Origin of the sequence: Ferroacidibacillus organovorans (genome assembly GCF_001516615.1) — a bacterium.
Lineage (GTDB): Bacteria > Bacillota > Bacilli > Alicyclobacillales > SLC66 > Ferroacidibacillus > Ferroacidibacillus ferrooxidans_B.
In genome coordinates this window covers 126,139-146,382 of record NZ_LPVJ01000001.1, presented here as the reverse complement: position 1 = coordinate 146,382, position 20,244 = coordinate 126,139, and the positions used below count along the sequence as shown (strand labels likewise).

Here is a 20,244-nt window from a genome sequence, read left to right as displayed (position 1 = left end):
TCCTCACTCGATTCTTAACGTATGACAGAAACGGCGTGAAGAGTCGCTCGAACAGGCAGTCAACGCGCGCTTTCGGTTTGTCGCCGACGCGCAAACATAATGGCAAGCGCGCCTAGAAGAAGAACGGCTGGCACGAGAGAGTACCCCAGTTGAAGGCTTGAGATCTGCGTCAGCCAACCGATCATGGAGGCGCCAAACGCGGCGCCAAGGCCGGCGCTTGTAAAGAGAAGGCCAAGCACACTCGCCGTGCGCCCGGGAAACTGCTCGGAGGCAAGCGCTGAGATGGTAGGAAAGATGATGCCAAATGACGCCCCAGATATGATCATAAAGAAGTCCAAAGAGCGCCCGCCAAACTGACCGATCAGCATACAGGCGGCTGACAGGAGACACGCGTAGACCACGGAGCGAATGAGTCCGACGCGCGCGACGTGCGGCCCGATGAAAAGTCGGCCAAGTGTGTAAAGCGCATAGAACCCTGAGAGCGCGAGCGCGCTTTGTGCAGACGTATTTCCCAGTTGGCGCAAAAGCGTCGGCATCCAGTTTGCGACACCCGTTTCTGCGACGACATTCAGGGTGATGGCGACGACCAGCGCGTAAAAAACGGGTGAGCGATACACCTGCACTGTGCGGGCGCTCGCCTGTACGCCTTCTTCTGCGACAATGCCAGGCAGCGCCGACTCCTCAAGCGGCGGCGGCAGTGGGCGCGCAGCAGCATGCTGCACACGCGGATAGCGCATCGGAAGCACAAACAAAAGCAGCGCAAACAACCCGAAAAACTCGATCGAATACGGCATCCGCCAACTGTGCAGCGCACGCAGTGACCACGCAACGAGAAACGGCGAGAGCGTGGCGCCGAGTCCATAACACGCGTGCAGCGCGTTGAAGTAGCGCGCCTGTTGCCGTTCTGCCACGAGCGGTATCAAGGCGTTCGTCCCGATTTCCATCGTGCCAGCACCCAGTCCGCTAAGCGCATAGCCAACAGCAAGTGCGGCAAGAGACGGCGCGAAAGCGGTCAGGCCGACACCGATGACCATGAGAAAAAGACCAGTGGTGACACCGCGCTTGATGCCGACACGCTCTGTCACCCAGCCGCTGATCAGGCTCGCCACGAGGTAACCCACCGCTGAAACGGAGAGGAGCATGCCAAGATGAGCGTCACTCAGCGCATACTCTACACGCAAAGAGAGCGCGACGACACCGCGGATCATGTCGAGCGCGCCAAAGAGTGTCATGGTGACGAGCGCCACCACAAACGGTTTGCGATGCTTCATCTAGCGCAGGTTGTAAAATGCCGCGCGGCCCGCATACTGGGCGGATGCGCCAAGCGCGTCTTCAATGCGCAGGAGTTGATTGTACTTCGCGACACGATCCGTGCGTGACGGTGCGCCCGTCTTGATCTGTCCTGCATTTGTCGCCACGGCGATGTCGGCGATCGTAGAATCCTCCGACTCACCCGAGCGGTGCGAGATGATCGCCGTATAGCCTGCGCGCTTCGCCATCTCGATGGCGTCGAGCGTCTCGGTGAGCGTGCCGATTTGGTTGACTTTGACGAGAATCGAGTTTGCGATGCGCTGTTCGATCCCGCGCGCAAGTCGCTTCGTGTTTGTCACAAACAGATCGTCGCCAACAAGTTGCACGCGCTGGCCCAAGTGCCTGGTGAGCGCTGCGAAGCCATCCCAGTCATCCTCTGCAAGTCCGTCTTCGATCGACTGGATCGGGAAGTTGTTCACGAGATGCTCGTAATAGCGAATCATCTCATCCGTGTTTCGCGTAACGCCCTCGCCCTCAAAGTGGTAGACGCCATCCTTGAACATCTCTGTGCTCGCCACATCAAGCGCAAGCCGCACGTCATCCCCTGGACGATAACCAGCCGCTGTGATCGCCTCAAGGATTACCTGCAGCGCCTCTTCGCTTGACGCGAGATTTGGCGCGAAGCCGCCCTCGTCACCGACAGACGTCGCGAGCCCTTTTTTGCGCAGCACATTTTTCAGGTGATGGAAAATCTCCGCACCCATGCGCAAGCCCTCTTTAAAGCTTGGCGCGCCGATGGGCATAACCATGAACTCCTGGATATCCACCGTGTTGTCTGCATGCTTCCCGCCATTCAGGATGTTCATCATCGGGACAGGCAGGGTCTTTGCGTTCACGCCGCCGAGGTATGCGTAAAGCGGCAGTTCAAGCGCCGTGGCCGCCGCGCGCGCGACGGCGAGCGAGACGCCAAGAATGGCGTTTGCGCCGAGCTTGCCCTTGTTCTCCGTGCCGTCAAGCTCGATGAGCATGCGATCGACCCCAATCTGATCGGTCGCATCCATCCCCGCGATCTCTGGCGCAATCACATCTTCGACATTGGCGACTGCCTGCGCCACACCTTTGCCGAGATAGCGGGTCGCGTCGCCGTCACGCAGTTCTACCGCCTCGTGCGCACCCGTTGACGCGCCGGAAGGGACAATCGCCCGTCCGCGCTCACCGCTCTCTAGCAACACTTCCACTTCCACAGTCGGATTGCCTCGCGAATCGAGCACTTCACGCGCGGCGACATCATAAATAAGCATTGTCAGACCTCCAAAACATGAAATGGAAAACGAACGAACTCGAAAAAATAGCGTTGCCAATTATTTCTCACGTAGACGGTGGCGCGAAAGCGCCATGTCAGCGTCTATTTCGATGAAGCGATGATCGATGAACCGGTCATTTCCTGCGGTTTTGAAAGCGCGAGCAAATCGAGCATCGTCGGCGCGACATCCGCGAGGATGCCATCCGCGCGCAGCGTCAACCCCGGTAGTGTGATGATGCACGGTACGGGGTTTGTCGTATGCGTGGTGCATGGCCCGCCTGACGCGAGATCGATCATCACTTCGGCATTTCCGTGATCGGCAATCACAATCGCCGCACCGCCCGCCGCAAAGAGCGCGTCCGTGACGTAGCCAAGACAGATGTCAACCGCTTCGACAGCGCGCACCGCCGCCTCCATAATCCCTGAGTGGCCGACCATATCCGGGTTTGCGAAATTCAGGATGATCACATCGGTCGCACGTTCTTTGATATGCGCAACCGCCGCGTCAGCCACCTGCTCCGCGCTCATCTCCGGCTGCAAGTCATACGTTGCAACCTTTGGCGACGGAATGAGCACACGCTCTTCAAGCCCAAATTTTTCTTCGCGGCCCCCGCTAAAAAACGATGTGACGTGAGGAAACTTTTCCGTTTCAGCGAGGCGCAACTGGCGAAGCTGATGCTGCGCCAAGACATCCCCAAGCGTATTCTCAAGCTTCGTCGGTGTGAACGCCACGGTTCCGCCGACTGTGTCACTGTAATGCGTCATACTCACAAATTGCGTATGCGGACGCGCCGCGCCGCGGTCAAATCCCGCAAAATCGTCCTTCGCAAACGCCTGACTGATCTGCACCGCGCGGTCAGGACGAAAATTGAACATGAGCACGCCGTCGTCCTCTTGAATCGTCGCGACAGGTACATCCTGATCATTTACAACGACGAGCGGCAAAACAAACTCATCCGTGACCCCCCGCGCATAGCTCATCTCAACGGCGGCAACTGGATCCGCCACGCGCTCCCCCACGCCGTCCACCATAGCGCGATACGCTTTTTCTGTGCGCTCATAGCGGCGATCGCGATCCATCGCGTAATAGCGGCCTTGCACCGTCGCGATCTGCCCGACACCAAGTTCGCTCATGCGCGCCTTTAGTGCGCGCAAAAAAGAGACGCCAGTCGTCGGGAGAACGTCGCGTCCGTCAAGGAATGCGTGAACGTACACACGCTCAAGCCTTTCTCTCTTGGCAAACGCAAGCAGTGCAAACAGATGGTCGATGTGACTATGTACTCCGCCATCCGAGAGAAGCCCACAGAGATGAAGCGCACGCTGTTTTGTCCGCAGATGCGCCGCGAGGCTTTGAAAAGCTTTATTTTCCATAAAGTCGCCATCGCGAATCGACTTTGTGATCCGCGTCAGATCTTGGTACACCACGCGGCCTGCGCCGAGATTCAAATGACCGACTTCCGAGTTGCCCATTTGCCCTTCGGGAAGTCCCACCGCCTCCCCGCTTGCGCGCAATGTCGTAAACGGATACGTTTTTGCGAGGCGGTCAAAGTTCGGTTTATGCGCAGCGGCGACTGCATTGCCCCGCAGTTCGTCTGTCAAGCCAAACCCGTCGAGGATAATCAGCGCAAGCGGCGTCACGCGGGTTTTACCTGTCACGACGCATTCGCCTCCGCCGCGACGGAGAGCAGTGCCGCATAAGAGTCCGGTGCGAGGCTCGCGCCGCCAACCAACGCCCCGTCAATATCTTTTTCGGCGAGAAAGCCCCCGAGATTCTCCGGTTTGACACTGCCGCCATACAGAATGCGCACCGCTTCTGCGCGATTGTCAAGGACACGCGTGAGCGTTGAACGGATCCCTGAGATGACACCCGTCGCGTCAGACACTGACGCTGTTTTGCCTGTCCCGATCGCCCAGATCGGCTCGTAGGCAAACACCAGGCGCGCTAGCTTTGAGGCAAGTTCTTCCGGTGCGTTTGCGCGCGTCAGATGCTCGACCACCGCGTTTACTTGCGCCGAGATGACTGCCACCGTTTGTCCTGCTTCGCGTTGCTCGAGTGTCTCACCGACACAGACGATCGGCGTGAGCCCCGCAAGCAAGACGGCCTCTGTTTTTTCAGCCACCGCCTGATCTGTTTCACCACAGTCGGCGCGCCGCTCAGAGTGCCCGAGAATGACCGACTCGACGCCCACCTCGCGGAGCATTCCAAGCGAGACCTCGCCTGTGTGCGCTCCCTCTTTGGCTTGATGCACATTCTGCGCGCCAACGTGAATGCCAGTACCCGCGAGTGCGTCGGCCAATCCGACCAGCGCGAGATAGGGTGCAAAAATCATCCCTTCGACACGCTTTTGATCGATCGACGCCAACAAATTTTTTAGCGCGTCAACAAACGCGAACGCTTCTTGCCGCGTCTTGTACATCTTCCAGTTTCCTGCAATCAGCGGTGTGCGCATCAGGAACTCCTCCTTGCCAGCGACTCGACACCAGGCAATACACGGCCTTCCAAGAACTCAAGCGATGCGCCGCCACCTGTCGAGATGTGCGTCATGCGCTCCGCAAGCCCCACTTTCTCGATCGCCGCAACAGAGTCACCGCCGCCAATGATCGTCGTCCCGGCCACTTCTGCCATCGCCTGCGCGATCGCGCGCGTTCCGTGTGAGAAGGCATCCATCTCAAAGACGCCCATCGGGCCGTTCCAGATGACTGTGCGTGACGCAGCGACTGCCGCACGATAGCGGGCAATCGTTTCAGGTCCGATGTCAAGCGCCATCTCTTCTTCCCTTACAGCGTCAAGCGCTGCGACGCGGTGATCAGCGTCTGCGGCAAAGCGTGTTGCAACGATCAAGTCCGTTGGAAGCAGCAGAGACTTGCCGGATCCTTCCGCTTTGCGGATCAGCGCGCGCGCCGTTGAAACGAGATCGGTTTCAACAAGCGACTTGCCGACTGCGTACCCCTGCGCGAGCAAGAAGGTATTGGCCATTCCGCCGCCGATTAGAAGAAAGTCCACTTTTTCGAGCAGATTCTCGATCACCTTGATTTTGTCGCTGACCTTGGCGCCTCCGATAATCGCGGTAAACGGTCGCTCCGGGTTTTGCAGCGCCGCGCCCATGACGCGCAGTTCGCGCTCCATCAGTCGTCCCGCCACCGCCCTCAGATGGGCGGTAATCCCGGCAGTGCTGGCATGCGCGCGATGTGCCGCGCCGAATGCGTCATTTACGTACAAATCGGCGAGTGCAGCGAAACGCTCGGCCAGTTCCGGATCATTCTTTTCTTCGCCCGCGTGAAACCGCACGTTTTCAAGAAGAAGCACCTCTCCCTCGCGAAGCGCATTCACCGCCGCCTCTGCTTCTGGTCCCGTGCTCTCTTTGCTAAACACAACAGGCTGCTTCAGGTAATCAGCGAGTCTTGCGGCAACTGGGGCGAGGGAGTACGCTGCGTCTTCCCTTCCCTTTGGACGTCCGAGATGCGACGCCAGAATGACACGCCCGCCGCGTTCGACAAGCTCCCTGATCGTCGGGAGCGCCGCGCGAATCCGCGTGTCATCCGTGATGACACCATGTTCCATCGGCACGTTGAAGTCTGCGCGCACAAACACGCGCAGCCCTCTTGGATTCACATCGCTAAGCGTCTGAAACGAACTGTTTTCACTCATAAAATCACCTCGAAACGTATGCAACCAGATCGACGACGCGATTGGAGTAGCCCCACTCATTGTCATACCAGGACACCACTTTGACCATCGTACCCTCAATCACCATCGTCGAGAGCGCGTCGACTACTGAGGAGTGCGGATCGCCGTTGAAGTCTTTGGAAACGAGTGGTTTATCCGTGTAGTCGAGGTATCCGACGAGGGATCCTTCTTTTGTGGCGGCAAGCAGCGCATCGTTCACCTCATCGACGGTCACCTCACGCGCGAGTTCTGCCGTTAAGTCGACCACTGAGACATTTGGCGTCGGTACACGCATCGAAAATCCGTTGAGTTTCCCTTTGAGTTCTGGAAGCACGAGCGAAACGGCTTTGGCGGCTCCCGTCGAAGTTGGGATGATCGAGAGTCCGGCCGCCCTCGCGCGACGCAAGTCTTTGTGCGGAAGATCGAGGATCTGTTGGTCATTCGTATACGAGTGAACCGTGGTCATCAGGCCGTGAATGATGCCAAACTTCTCATGCAGCACTTTCGCGATCGGCGCGAGACAGTTTGTGGTACAAGAGGCGTTTGAGATGACATGATGGGACGCCGCGTCATACTTGTCATGGTTGACGCCCATGACGATCGTGATGTCTTCATTGGTGGCGGGCGCGAGATGATCACCTTTTTCGCGCCGCCTTTGGTGATGTGCACCTCTGCTTTTGATTTTTCCGTAAAGATACCCGTCGACTCAATCACGATCTCGACGCCGACACTCGCCCACGGCAAATTTCCTGGATCGCGCTCGGAAAACACACGAATGCGACGGTCGTTTACGATCAAATCCGATCCGTCCGCTGTTACTTCATACGGGAATTTCCCGTGTACGGAATCATACTGAAGAAGCATGGCAAGCGTCTCGGCGTTCGTCAAATCATTCACCGCGACAATCTCGACATCCTTGCGATCAAACGCTGCGCGAAACACATTACGGCCGATGCGGCCAAACCCGTTAATGCCAACCTTGACTCCCATTTACCATTCTCCTTTTTTTAAAATGGCGCGCGCCGCTCCCTCATCCGTCACCAGCGCGTCCATGCGATAAGCGTGTGCAACTGCTTCAATGGCAGGTCCCTTGGCCCGTCCGCCGGCGACGCCAATGACCATTTTTTCGCCGGTGAGATCTTCAAGCTTCAGTCCCACCGTGTTCATCATGTGCACAATGTGCCCTTCTGCGTCAAAAAAGTATCCAAACGCTTCCGCGACAGCGCCGCGTACCGTGAGGTGTGACACCGTCTCTTCGTCAAGACCACGCCGCATCGCCATCGTGAGCGCATCGCCGATCCCGTGCACAACGAGGTTCGCGCCGCGGATCCGATCGATCATCTCAGCGATCGTCGGCTCCTGCGCAAGACGTTCTGCCGTCGTCCGGCTGAGCGACTCGGGGACGTGAAACATGCGGTATCTCCCACCGAGGCGGGCGGCCAATTGCGAAGCGATGGTGTTTGCGAGCAGTTCGTGCCGCTCACCCAATCCACCGCGCGCAGGGACAACTTCCACATCCTGGGTAGAGGTCGCCTGTGGCATTAACTCGGCGAGCATCGCAAGCGACGACCCGCCTGTGACAGCCACCGTACATGGGGGGTGCAAAAACGTGCGCAAGACGTGGGCCGCTGCCTGTCCGACATCGCGCATGACATCCTCGCTTTGCTCACTGTCCCCTGAGACGACGACGACACGCGCGATACCAAGATGCTCGGCAAGAGAGAGCTCCATTTCTGCCCGGCCATCCAGTGTCTTCATGATCGGATCAAGCGCGTGCAACACGTCAATCCCAGACTCAGTAATCGACGTGCCAAGCGGCCCCACCTCAATCAGTCCCTGTTCCTTAAAGACTTCCACGTCCGCGCGAAGAACGCGCTCTGATACGCCAAGCACATGTGCAAGCGTTCGCCGCCCTACAGGCTGGTGAAGTTCAATGCGCTTTAGCACGCGATAGCGCGTCCTGACCTTTTCGGTCAATTCTGGCACAAGGCGCTGACTCACAAGGAGTGAATCGATAAAAACCGCCCCCGTCCCTCAGCTTTCGGGACAAAACACGTCCCGCAGAGACAAAAAGAGTCCCGGATCACCTTTACTATACGTTTCCTTTTCCTTTGGCGCAAGTCAAAAAGGACCCGCAACATGGCGGATCCTAAAAAAGAAAAGACGAAAGGACAGCAACACCATGTGACAAAGGATACACAACGGCACATTCGAGCGCACGCGGTCTCAGCGTCTTAACGTTTTCTGCGCGACGACGCTTTAAAACCCATCTCCTCACGGTACTTGGCAACCGTGCGACGAGAGACTTGATTGCCCATCGCAAAAAGACGTTCCGCGATTTCCCGATCAGAAAGCGGTTGCGCGCTGTGTTCCTGCTCAATCATCCGGCGGATCATCCCTTGCAACTGGGTCGATGAAATGTCATCTCCCTGCGCTGAAGGAAGACCGTTTACAAAAAATCGCCGCAGTTCCACCGTCCCCCGCGGTGTCTGTATATACTTTCCGGCAACTGTCCTGCTCACCGTCGAAACGTGCAGATGAAGTGCATCTGCCACCGCCTTCATGGTGAGCGGGCGAAGTCCAGACGGCCCTTGATGAAAAAAATCCTCCTGGTACTCGACCATCAGATCACAAACGCGCTGAAGGGTTCGCTGCCGCGCATCAATGCTGCGAATCAGCGTTTTTGCCTCCATCCACTGTCGCTTCAGATACTCCTGATCTTCTCGCGTGCCCCGCTTGAGACATGTTTCATACATCTGCGAGATGCGAAGCGACGGAACCGCCCAATCATTGACGACTGTGACATAATGTGAACCGACATGGACCACACTCACATCCGGCACAATGTATCCGGTTTCATTCTGTGTGTATCGCAACCCTGGCCGCGGATCGGTGGTGCGAATCATCGCAACCGCCTCCTCCACGCGGTCCGCCGTTGTTTTCAGTTGACGCGCGAGGCCTTTGGCATAACCGGATTCCGCGAGTGTCGCGAGATGGCTGTTCACAAGCTCAATCGCAAGCGTGCGCACATCGCTTGACGGCCGGTCCAGAAGCTGCAAAACGAGACACTCCCGCAAATCGCGCGCACCGACACCGCGTGGTTCAAAGCCCTGCAAAATTGAGCGCGCCGATTCAATCTCTAGCTCTGACGCGTGAAAAGCGGACGCCAGTTCGGCCGTCGTCAATTCAAGATAGCCACGCTCATCCAAACAATCAATCAATCCGCGCAAGATGCGCGCAGTCCGCTCGTGAATCGCAAGGAACCCTACTTGCTCACGAAGCGCACCCGCGAGTGACGTCACGCGCTCATCTTTTAAGAGAGACGCGGCGTCTTCGCGCTGTCCAAGGCCGCGAAGTCGCTGACGCTCTCGCCACTCGCGCTTGGTTGTCGCAAGGGATTGTTCAAATTGTGCGCGCAAGTCATCCTGCGCCCACTCTAGCAGAGGGTTTTCTAGGATTGCAGTTTCCGTAAAGTCCCACAGTTCAATCGTTCCCATTTGCAGGATAGCCACCGCTTGCTGCATGGTTTGAGTCATTGCAAGCCGCTGTTGCTGGGCGAGTACAAGCTCTACGTGTTGCCGCATCAGCCTTCCCCCTAAGCGCATGGTTCCTCGATTTATATTTCGCGACAAAGGTAAAAAGTCCTGCCGAGCCTCTAAGGCGTATTCACCCTGCAATCAGCATATTCTCTTGTAGATGACATCGTGTAGGAGTGGAGGGATCCTTGTGAACCTAGGCGTGATTGGCACCGGTCGCATCGGCAGCATGCTTGCCACCGCCCTTGCAGTCGCCGCACCAAATGCAGCGATAACGGTCTACAACCGCTCCTGGGACAAGGCTGAATCATTGGCGGACACGTTTCCAAAAACCATACAGGCAACACGCACATTAGAAGATGTAGTCACTCGCGCGGATCACATCTTTCTTTGTCTTCGCCCAAATGATCTGCGCAACGTGATGCGCGCAATCGGCGGAATGCTCCGCAAAGACCAATGGGTAATTTCGACGTGTAGTTCGATCTCCCTTTATGAGCTTGAAACCTTCTGCGACAGCCTTGTCTGCAAATTGATCCCTTCTGTCACACAACGTGCAAATGCAGGCGTCGCGCTCGTCATGTTCAGCGAACGTTGGCGCGAACACCAAAGAAATGCGTTTGTCGACACGCTGTCTTGCATTGGAAGGATTCACACGATTGCCGAAGAGGACGTGCGCATCTATTCGGACCTGACCAGTTGTGCGCCCGCCTTCTTTTCACACCTGGCCCTCTCATTTCAAAAGGCTGCCCATCAAAAAGGCGTGGACATGGCAACCGCCCAGATGCTTATTGCCCATATGATGGAGGGGCTTGGCACTCTCGTCGCCTCTGACATCTATGATTTTACAACAGTCATCGAACGGGTGGCCGTGCCCGGCGGCGTGACGGAAGCGGGGCTTAAAGAACTGACGAAAATGGATGAGTCCCTTTTTGATCGCGTGCTTGACGCCACTGCCAGACGGCAGCGCGAAATCCTTGACGGGGGACAGCACTGATCGATACAAACTAACCGAAACAATCAACAGACAGTCTGTCGCAGCAAAAAACACCAGTTGCTGGAGCGCTCCAGCAACTGGTGTTTTCCATTTGGAATGTTTACGTATCAAGATCAAGATGACTGCATAGCGTTTGCCCCACCCGGCGGATTCGTCAGTGCGGCTGCCTTCTGTTCGGCGGACGGTTTGTAGATCTGATGATTCAACAAGCGGACAGGCGCCTGCTCCACGACAACCGTCGTATGGTACGGAATGTGGTTATACACCCACTGTGCGTCAGGAATCGTGAGATGAAAACATCCGTGCGACGCTTTGCTCATAAGCTTTGCGGCAACGGTCGGTATCAGCTTGTGATTGATCGTTTCTGTGACAGAGTGAAAGAGAAAAACCCCGTGCCCAAGCCAAGAAACCCAGTACTGGGCACCCATCTGATACTGCGGCGCGTAAAACCACGTCCCCCGCTCCGCCTGGATGTGATATACACCAAGAGGGGTGCTATTCCCCGGAACCGTGTCAAGTCCAGTCGATGTTACCATCGTATACAAAACATGGTTTCCATTCATGATATACACGAGTTGTTGATCGACGCTCACGTCAATCCATAAATGCTTAACCCCGGCCAAACTGGGGTATGCCCCATCGGAAGGTTTATAGGGGTTATACCGCATGCTCACACCATCAATGACAACCGGAGTCGGCGGCGGTGCATTGTTTGTCGTGACAAGGTTTTTGGCGGCTGCCGTTTTCGGGTGCGACAGCGCACGAACCCCCGATACACTTTGCGCCGCATGCCCAGTGATTTTTCCTAGCACATTTCCAATCGCAGATGTCCCTGCATGGAGAACCGATGGATTCTTTACTGCGACCCCAGCCACCGTACCCAGTACAATCACAGTCGCCAATCCTGTTAACATGGATCGCATCCTCAAGCCAATCCCTCCCAACCCTAATCTACGCTAAATCCTTCACCTCGTAAAGTGAACCAACCTGCCAAACACCACCACACCATGAACAAATAACGAATCCGCAGTTCGATTCGTGCCCCACCAATTCACGCACCACTCCCCATTAGTTGCGTTGCCCTCTTCATCCCTGTATACTTCATTTGTTGCATCAAAATCATGCGCCCGTGGTCCAATGGATAGGACGTAGGCCTCCGGAGCCTGAGGTAGGGGTTCGATTCCCTTCGGGCGCACCACAAAAGCACATTCCAAGAAGATAGCCACTCCCACTTCGGAGCGGCTTTTTTGTATACTTGCCCTCAGAAAAGAACCTCTTAAGCACCCAATCTAAACTACGTAACCTATTTTCATCATGGAACGTCTATTTACTGAAATGGAGGGCTACAACAATGAAAAAACTCATTGGTCAAATCATTGTGTTGTTGGGATTGTCAGGGTGTGGAACCCATACTCAATCTCAAAACGCCATACCCAGTGGCACTGTCTTGGGTTGGAACAACCATCTTTACAAAGTTGTCCGTTCGGTCACTCAGCGTGACGTGGGCAAGGAACTGGGAAAGGTTTCGTTTCATGGAAGAATATCGGGTTTATTTACCACATTCGAACTAATAGGTTCAAATCCATCAAAATCAATTGTTTTCGAATCACCAACAATGCAATATGAACAAGCAAATATCGAAGTTAAGAATCCGCAATAGATTTGCTTAACTGGCATCATGTCCCCTGTATTACTGAACGAGCAATTATAGTGGCTTCGGTCGGTAGCAGGCCCCACGCATCTTTTTCCCAGTTGGTCGACCACGGGGACCATTCGAATGCCAAATAGAACCAGACTTCAGGATCTTTGCTAATTCGACATTTTTCGCACTCGTCGGTGCGCACTGTACCCAACCCATCCTATGTCGAAGGAAGGCGACGCCACCATTTTCTCGTTTAATCCCCTACCCAGAGCAGCCGTGCAAGGTTGGCTGACAGCCACCGCATTTGTTCCTTCATTTCTTCGACCACCTCTGTCAACGGAATCTTCCACTCCCGGAAGTGGTGCAAATGGCCGTACACAAACGTATAGAACAAATTCACTGTGATCACCAAGATGCCAAGCCAAGCTCGGATCGCGGTGGGTTCATGTACATACGCATGATCCATGTGCCAGTACGTCTTGAGATCATGGAACCCAGTGTTCTCAATATCCCAGCGCGCAGCCATGATTCGCGCCACCGTCTTGGCCGGTACAGCGTTCGGATCACAGGTGGTCGCCATCCATCGTTCCGTGATTTCTGTGACCTGTTGCCTCTTCCCGCCCTGTACAACCGTCTTCTCGGCCGTATAGACTGCCTTGACCATCCGCATCGGAATCCGAACTTGTGGCCAACTCGCCAGACCTGGTTCATCCCATGCCTTCACTCGCACAAGGTTTTTTCCGTTTCTTTGCTCCACCCACTCGCAATCGGCGGGCCGTGTATCAAAGAGTCCTTTGGCATCCTGCATGATCAGCCGCCGCTCTTCCTTCATGCGAATCACCACGTCCATGGCATGATCCAAGCAATCGTGTATCACAGACGCCTTCGCGTACAATGCATCGAACACTGCGATATCCGCCAGTCGTCCATGACGACGAATCGTCTCACGGATCAACCGCTGCGCGGCTGTGGTCTCCCCTTCGGCCTTATCCGCCCCATCACCAGGCCGCAACATCTCGAGACCATAGATCATGTGGGGGTCCGCGCCCACCTGTTGCATCATCACCGCCCGGTGAAAGTACTCCGTCACACCCGTGGTCTTGTGGAAGCGGGTCAGGCAATCTTTGCACGAATGGCACGTGTTATTGAACAGTTCCACCCCATCGACCGCCACTACGCGCCACCCATCCAACGTTCCCTTTTGCGGACCTCGGTTGCGCTTGTATTTGGCGATCATCTGATCATGGCTTTGGGTGAGCGTCTCCAAGTCCCATTGACGCAGGGCATATCGTATCGTGTCGTGGGAAGGAACGCGTGCATGCCGAGGCAGCAGCTTTTGAAATCGCCCCTTGCGAAGCTGCCGCTCTAAGTCCTCCATGCTTGGCGTTCGCAGTGCGAACCCAGCCAACAAAACAGTAAAAATCACAGACGAAGGAATCTGAGGCTGTCTTCGTCCATCTCGCGCATGCTTGATCATTTGAGACAATCCGTATATTCTAGAAGAGTACTGGATGAACTCCCGTACCCACTGTTTCGTCACAGTGGCATCGCCTCCTTAGGATGGACCCTTTGGAGGCTTTTCGCGTTGCGTACTGCCGATTCCTGCCGGTTTCCAGTAGAAATTATATTTTTCGTATCTTTCCCGTGACCTCGCTTATTCTAGACCCAGCAAGGGGAAATTCTTCACCGCCCACTAAAGATGGCGTGGGGCCTGATTATCCAATGATCCCACGGCCTTTGGTCAGCCATTTAAGGTTGCAGTCTCAGAATGCAGTGAATAAGGACGAAAGAGCAGGCGATTTGTTTCAATTCACATCGCGTCGACCACCTCCTTGAATGTCCTTCGCCAGCTCAATTTCGTCGTGGATCTCGATATCGTGATCGCCAATGCATGGAATCGTGGGCTTGATGCACCTGGCTTCGTCAATGGCACCTGAATATATAGCTGTGATGCGGTATCCTCGCCGCTGGTAAAATCGTAGTGCATTGAGGTTGTCGTTGCTCGTGATAAGCCATATCCGGCTGCATCCAGCTTTGCGTGCTTCGTCCTCCAAGGCTGCCAGTAGCTTCGTTCCAACACCGCCACCCTGTCTAATCGCGTTGATGCTCATGAGTTCGCACCCGTCAGCTTCATCAAACCGGAAAGTGGCAGCGCCGACAAGCTCGCTGTCTGCCTTCGCAACGAGCGATTTCATATCCGCGAGATGAAACACGTGGCCACGACTGACCATGTTGTCCCCGCCCCACTCAGATTGCCATAATTGAGTCAACCACTCCCGCTCTTCCTCCCCTTCGGGCGGCGTGATTCGTATCTCCGCATCAGAATTCACCTGCTCATTCTCCTTTCGAATCCTTTATAAGGGTATTTTGACGGAAATTAGTCATACAGACTCCCCCCACAAATTCCGTCCCCACCTTAATACCCAAACGATGAAATTCATAGCTTTTACCCCTAAAACGGCAACTGCGAGTGAGACTCATCGTTCGTCCTTTTGAGCCGTTTTTTCGTCCTCAACGTCCAATACCCATCTTCCCGTAGACAGACCGTCAGAAGACAAATTTACAATGGAGGTAGAACCCGAGACCCTACAAACGTAGGTAGTTCCATCGATACATATGTATGCTTTTATCCCACGCGGATTGGTTGTACGCAAGTCTCTCTCTATGTGTAGGCAGTTATCAAAAAACACATAAATTCTTCCTTTCGAAAGAATTGGATGTTGAAACCCTGCAGGCCCTAAGTCACCTACCGATGTAACTGGTTGCAAAATTCTCTGCTTATTCAAGTAAATCAACCGCATTGGCATGATTTTTTTCCAACCCTCTGAGGTTTTAAACCAAACTAACTTCAGGGGCAAGTCTCTCATATCAATAGTGCGCCGTTGATTAGTCATCGCCTCGCGACTTTCGTTACTGAAGGCAGATGTTATGAGGAGAGCCTCTGTAGCGGCGGAAATGGCTTCAGCAATTTTGTCTTGCCCATTGGAAATTGGCAGTCCGATGAATTGGTCGATTTTCAGAACCAATTTCTGGCTTTGTGCTTTTTTTCGTGCTGAATCGTGCCATAAAGCCTTAATTACTAACTGCCCATCAGGGAACATCTCCTCAATTCTGGTTCTATCAACCGCACTTACGAGGTAACACCGAACACGTTCTCCGGGAAGCAAGACGGTCATCTTGCCAAACAGCTCCCCCAATGTCTTTTTCGTGATTAACATGCAGTCTGGGTTAAATATTAGAGTCAAATCTCTCAACAAATTGCCTGTGGGATTCGTAAATTCGAGAAATAGAGAATTGAAATTATCTTCCGCACCGGGCACAATATGGGCCACAAAAAAAGCTGCTTTGCTGCCGATAACTAATCTTCTGGTCAGAACAACATATGCTGCAGTAAACAGTGCGGTTAGAAAGGAAATAATAACAGAATCCCACGATGGGTTGGATAATAATACAATTATTTTATTCATCAGCACAAATATACTCCCCTTGTCCGATAGAGAGCGACGTATACCCAGCCTGTATAGATATATCTCCCCGCCTCTCGCCTGTTTCTGGTATTATTCTATCAGATGGGGGCGATTTCATGGAGCAGAAATACAAGGGCAGGCTCGAACTCACTTGGACGAACAAGGACAAGCGACTGCTCGCCCAGCAAACGGGCAATTACGAGTGGGTATCCCCTTCTGACTACAGGGTCGCTGAGGTACGGCTTCTGCAGTCTGAAAGTACATATGGTGAGCGAAATAGTGGCAACCTGCTCATTCAAGGCGACTCCCTGTACGCGCTGGAGTCCTTGTGCAAAATCCCCTCGTACCGAGACAAATACGTCGGCAAAGTAAAGCTGGCCTATATAGATCCTCCTTTCAACACAAGGCAAACCTTCGAACAGTATCACGACGCGCTTGAACATTCGGTGTGGCTGACGATGATGCGCGACCGCCTTCGCAATATTAAGGACTTGCTCGCCCCAGGGGGGTCAGTGTGGGTTCATTGTGACGACTCCGAACAACACAGACTTCGGTGCGTCATGGACGAAGTGTTCGGACCGGACAACTTTGTAGCGACGGTGATATGGCAAAAATCGCATACGCGAGAAAATCGTACAGATATCTCTACCACCCATGACTACATTATTGTGTACGCGAATGAGCGCTCCGTTTGGGCAACAACCAGGAACCTTCTTCCGCCAACGGACGAACAAATCGGTCGCTACGAAAATCCAGATAACGATCCGCGCGGCATATGGACATCACTCCCAGCACACGCAAAGGCAGGGCCTGGACGTCGTGCTTCCCAATTCTATTCGATTACTCGTCCATCAGGTCGCACGATTGACCCACCGCCAGGACGTTGCTGGTTGTACACAGAAGATCGGTTCCAGGAATTAATAAGCGACAACCGAATTTGGTTCGGACGTGATGGGAACGGAGCTCCTCGTGTAAAGCGATTTCTCTCGGAGGTTCCTGCAGGGCTCGTGCCCGTCTCGATATGGTCACATCAAGAGGTAGGTACTACAGGAGACGCGAAAAATGAGGTGATAGCTGTACTCGCTGACACGGTTCCTTTTGCCACCCCAAAGCCGGAGCGCCTGATGGAGCGCATCATTCACATTGCCTCTAACCCCGGCGACATCGTGCTTGACTGTTTTGCGGGCTCCGGCACCACTGCTGCAGTTGCTCACAAAATGGGCCGCCGGTGGGTCACGGTTGAATGGAGCGAGGATACAGTCAACAACTTCATCATTCCCCGTCTTCAAAAGGTTGTTGGCGGCCAAGACCCTGGTGGCGTCACTGAGTCCGCAGGTTGGGAAGGCGGCGGAGGTTTTGATTATCTCCGCATTGGCCCCTCCATGTTCACGGACGTCGGCGGTCGAGTCATGCTGTCCGACTGGGCCACGAACGGAAAACTGTCGCAAGCGGTTGCTGCGCAGTTGGGTTTCGACCACTCCCAGGAACCGCCCTTCTGCGGTCGGAAAGGCAAACAGCACCTGGCTGTAGTCGATGGCATGGTTAACGACGTCGTCGTGCAATTGCTCGTCCAACACATGGCCGAAGACGAGCTGCTCCTTCTCTGCGGAACCGCTGTTGATCCAAAAGCGAGAACAGTGCTGCGGAAACTGCGTCCGGGTTCGTCGATTCGTAAGATTCCCAGCGCCCTGCTTGCCGGGTATAGGTATCAGCCACCGGAGTTCATTGAGGATAGTACAGAACAAGAACTGTCGCCAAGCGAGGTGATATCCCGTGACTGACCGAGTTGTAGATCTGAACGCTCTTGCAGAAATTTCGGGCCGCATGAACTTGCGAAAACCAAACCAGCAGGCTGTATACTCCATAGCCACTGCTCTTTATGCCTACTACAATCAGGAGCGCGGGGAGCCGCCTATGGAGTCCCTCGTGGTCTCTGCAACGGGCGTTGGTAAGACATACATACTGGCGGCGACCATCGAGTATATGGCCCGTGTAGAGGGCATACGGAATTTCGCCGTCATTACACCCGGACGGACAATTCTGAACAAAACAGTCGCAAACTTCACGCCGGGCCATCCGAAAAGCATGCTGCACATTATGGAAACTGCTCCCGTGGTGATTACTGCGGACAACTTCGACTCTCCAGCCATGCGGGCCGCCATGGATGATCCGATGCAGGTGAAGCTCTACATCTTCACAGTGCAGAGTCTCACGAAGCCGACCACACAGTTGGGTCGCCGTACACATGAATTTCGCGAGGGACTTGGAGAAGCGTTTTACGAACATCTCCACGGACTTGACGATCTATTCATTTTTGCCGACGAGCACCACTGCTATTTCAGCCCGGCATTTTCGCGAACCATTCGTGAACTCGAACCCTATGCGCTCATCGGCCTTACGGCCACCCCTCACCCGAACACTCGCGATGAGGATATGATCTTCAAGTACCCGCTATCTGCTGCCGTTGCGGAGAAGCTAGTCAAAACCCCTGTGATTGTTGGTCGTCGAGATGACCGCCGCGATCCCTACACCCAGTTAACGGATGGGGCACGTCTACTTGAACTCAAAGCTCGGGCCATTAGCATATGGTGCTCTGCCCATCAATTGCAGCCTATACACCCGGTCATGCTTGTCGTTGCACAGTCAATTAATGAAGCAAACGAATACGCGCAATACATGGAGTCCACGACATTTATGGACGGCCGATTCGCAGGAGCTATCCTGACCGTACATTCCAACGCGCCAGATGACGCGCTCGAAAAATTAGAGACTGTAGAGGAGCCAAACTCCCCCATCCGCATCATCATTTCCGTCGGTATGCTCAAAGAGGGCTGGGACGTGAAGAACGTCTATGTGCTGGCTTCCATGCGTGCGTCGGTCTCCGACATCTTGACCGAACAAACACTTGGCCGCGGGCTCCGTCTGCCCTTTGGTCAGTACACTGGGGAAGAGATGTTGGATACCCTGGAGGTACTGGCCCACGAACGCTACGACGATCTCCTGAGACGGACCGGCTTGATGAATGAACAGTTGCGGGATCATCGAGTCCAAATGCTTGTGCACCGTGACGAGAGCGGCAATACCGTTGTGAGGCGCGACGAGTCGCAAGGACCTTTGCCGGATCAGCCTTGGCAAGCGCAGCGCCCGGTGGCCGATATACCAGAGCGAGCGAAGGAAAGCGAGCATGCCTGGGATACATCCCCCTCTGGCGAAACGACAACAAACGAGACTACAGATACAAAGGGCTCGGGGAGTTACTCGAAAGGCAGTGGCTTCGCCATTGTTGATACCGATACACGATTAGAAGAGAGTCAGCGAATAGTCGAAACGGTTCGCGATATGCAGCCAAATCCGTCTCTTCCACGGATCGAACTCCCGGTCGTCAAGATGATTCCCGTACCAGTACCTTTCTCTTTGGCTGATATTACTGATGTCGAGCCATTCCGCGCGTTGGGTCGTAACTTGGCGCGTGATCCGGAGGAAACTCTTCGACGCAAACGTGTCGAGGCGACGATAGAGATCGATACGTCGGGCCTGCGCCATACCAAGGTGCTTATAAGGGATGCTGCCGAAACGGTCTATGTACAACCTTCCTTCTTGCCATCGGAGGACATCGCAGATGAATTGGTCAGCGCGGTCGTTCATTGCGAGGCCGTCGTCGAAAGAGAAAGCGAAATTCGCTCCGCTCGCCGCCTGGTCGATGAAATGATGGATGCGATGGGAGGATCAGCCGTAACGGTTTTGTCCGCGTACTTGGAGACAGCCAAAGCAAAGCTTGTCCAACTTGTCACCAAAGAAGCGAGTCGTCTGGCCAGACCACCAATGGAAAACACGACGGTTCGTGTCCGCCCATTCATGCCGGTACGACAAACGCGTCTCGATGCAACCGAGGACAAATATGGTGCATTCGAGAAGGGGCGTGCTTATGCAGGCTGGCGAAAATCGCTGTACGAACAGGTCTGGTTCGACAGTAGCCCGGAACGCGATATGGCCAATCTTCTGGACGAATCACAGGACATCGTCGCTTGGGTTCGACTGCACACGAATGACCTGCCTATCCTGTGGTCGGGGGAAGACCTTCGTCGTTACAATCCAGATTTTATAGCCATCGACACGGACAATATACACTGGATCGTCGAAGTCAAAGCTGATCGCGACATGCAAGCGAGTGAAGTTCGCGCAAAAATGGAAGCGGCAAAGCGCTGGGCAAATCATGCAAGCGACAGCAAACATGTAAGCGTTCGTTGGCGGTACCTATTGGCGTCAGAGGATACGTTGCGAAACGCACACGGGTCCTGGAGGAACGTGCTGGCGCTCGCCTAATGTTCCTGAAAACGATGCTGTAGACAGTTTGTCTACAGTTTCAAGCCCGTTCGCGGCAATC

15 protein-coding genes, 1 tRNA gene and 1 pseudogene are annotated in these 20,244 nt (G+C 54.6%); 5 read left to right on the top strand and 12 right to left on the bottom strand.

Annotated features, from left to right (window positions below; all coding sequences use genetic code 11):
- Positions 1-59 precede the first annotated feature (59 nt).
- The 8 genes and pseudogenes from ATW55_RS00745 to rpoN form a co-directional block, all read right to left on the bottom strand.
- Positions 60-1,271 (bottom strand): MFS transporter, encoded by a 1,212-nt coding sequence (locus ATW55_RS00745; RefSeq protein WP_067711019.1) that lies wholly within the window; start codon positions 1,269-1,271, stop codon positions 60-62.
- A complete protein-coding gene (eno, locus tag ATW55_RS00740) occupies positions 1,272-2,552 on the bottom strand; it encodes a phosphopyruvate hydratase (RefSeq protein ID WP_067711018.1) in 1,281 nt (426 codons plus the stop codon).
- A gap of 104 nt (positions 2,553-2,656) precedes the next feature.
- Positions 2,657-4,210: a 2,3-bisphosphoglycerate-independent phosphoglycerate mutase gene (gpmI, locus tag ATW55_RS00735; RefSeq protein WP_272867071.1), complete on the bottom strand. Its 1,554-nt coding sequence runs from the start codon at positions 4,208-4,210 to the stop codon at positions 2,657-2,659.
- On the bottom strand, positions 4,207-5,004 hold the full coding sequence (gene tpiA, locus ATW55_RS00730) for a triose-phosphate isomerase (RefSeq protein WP_067711016.1): 798 nt from the start codon (positions 5,002-5,004) through the stop codon (positions 4,207-4,209). The genes gpmI and tpiA overlap by 4 nt, the downstream gene beginning before the upstream one ends.
- Positions 5,004-6,203: a phosphoglycerate kinase gene (locus tag ATW55_RS00725; protein WP_067711014.1), complete on the bottom strand. Its 1,200-nt coding sequence runs from the start codon at positions 6,201-6,203 to the stop codon at positions 5,004-5,006. The genes tpiA and ATW55_RS00725 overlap by 1 nt, the downstream gene beginning before the upstream one ends.
- 4 nt (positions 6,204-6,207) lie before the next feature.
- A pseudogene (gap, locus tag ATW55_RS00720) lies at positions 6,208-7,211 on the bottom strand (type I glyceraldehyde-3-phosphate dehydrogenase).
- The gene (locus ATW55_RS00715) at positions 7,212-8,207 is read right to left on the bottom strand and encodes a sugar-binding transcriptional regulator (RefSeq protein ID WP_153004955.1); all 996 of its coding nucleotides are present in this window, start codon (positions 8,205-8,207) and stop codon (positions 7,212-7,214) included.
- Positions 8,208-8,455: 248 nt separating this feature from the next.
- Positions 8,456-9,805 carry an RNA polymerase factor sigma-54 gene (rpoN, locus tag ATW55_RS00710; RefSeq protein ID WP_067711010.1) on the bottom strand — a complete coding sequence of 450 codons (1,350 nt, stop codon included), beginning with the start codon at positions 9,803-9,805 and terminating at the stop codon, positions 8,456-8,458.
- A gap of 142 nt (positions 9,806-9,947) precedes the next feature.
- Here rpoN and ATW55_RS00705 point away from each other — a divergent pair, with 142 nt between their 5' ends.
- A complete protein-coding gene (locus tag ATW55_RS00705; RefSeq protein WP_067711008.1) occupies positions 9,948-10,751 on the top strand; it encodes a pyrroline-5-carboxylate reductase dimerization domain-containing protein in 804 nt (267 codons plus the stop codon).
- Positions 10,752-10,864: 113 nt separating this feature from the next.
- Here the strand turns inward: ATW55_RS00705 and ATW55_RS00700 are convergent, their stop codons facing one another.
- Complete coding sequence (locus ATW55_RS00700; RefSeq protein WP_067711006.1) at positions 10,865-11,665, bottom strand: L,D-transpeptidase; 801 nt, start codon at positions 11,663-11,665, stop codon at positions 10,865-10,867.
- A 209-nt stretch (positions 11,666-11,874) separates the two neighbouring features.
- Here ATW55_RS00700 and ATW55_RS00695 point away from each other — a divergent pair.
- Positions 11,875-11,949: transfer RNA gene (locus tag ATW55_RS00695), tRNA-Arg, on the top strand.
- A gap of 153 nt (positions 11,950-12,102) precedes the next feature.
- Entirely contained in the window at positions 12,103-12,411 is a 309-nt protein-coding gene (locus ATW55_RS00690; protein WP_067711004.1) for a hypothetical protein, read from the top strand.
- Between the two features lie 235 nt (positions 12,412-12,646).
- Here the strand turns inward: ATW55_RS00690 and ATW55_RS16495 are convergent, their stop codons facing one another.
- From ATW55_RS16495 to ATW55_RS00675, 3 genes are all read right to left on the bottom strand, one after another.
- Positions 12,647-13,933 (bottom strand): transposase, encoded by a 1,287-nt coding sequence (locus ATW55_RS16495; RefSeq protein ID WP_201024900.1) that lies wholly within the window; start codon positions 13,931-13,933, stop codon positions 12,647-12,649.
- Between the two features lie 265 nt (positions 13,934-14,198).
- The gene (locus ATW55_RS00680; protein WP_067711042.1) at positions 14,199-14,723 is read right to left on the bottom strand and encodes a GNAT family N-acetyltransferase; all 525 of its coding nucleotides are present in this window, start codon (positions 14,721-14,723) and stop codon (positions 14,199-14,201) included.
- 147 nt (positions 14,724-14,870) lie between these two features.
- Positions 14,871-15,866, bottom strand: coding sequence for a hypothetical protein (locus tag ATW55_RS00675; RefSeq protein ID WP_067711040.1), 996 nt, complete (start codon positions 15,864-15,866; stop codon positions 14,871-14,873).
- Positions 15,867-15,976: 110 nt separating this feature from the next.
- Between ATW55_RS00675 and ATW55_RS00670 the strand changes: the two genes are divergently transcribed.
- Together ATW55_RS00670 and ATW55_RS00665 are read left to right on the top strand one after the other, a co-directional pair.
- Positions 15,977-17,641 carry a site-specific DNA-methyltransferase gene (locus ATW55_RS00670; RefSeq protein ID WP_067711036.1) on the top strand — a complete coding sequence of 555 codons (1,665 nt, stop codon included), beginning with the start codon at positions 15,977-15,979 and terminating at the stop codon, positions 17,639-17,641.
- Entirely contained in the window at positions 17,634-20,183 is a 2,550-nt protein-coding gene (locus ATW55_RS00665) for a DEAD/DEAH box helicase family protein (protein ID WP_067711033.1), read from the top strand. Before ATW55_RS00670 ends, ATW55_RS00665 begins: the two co-directional genes overlap by 8 nt.
- The last annotated feature ends 61 nt before the right edge of the window (positions 20,184-20,244 follow it).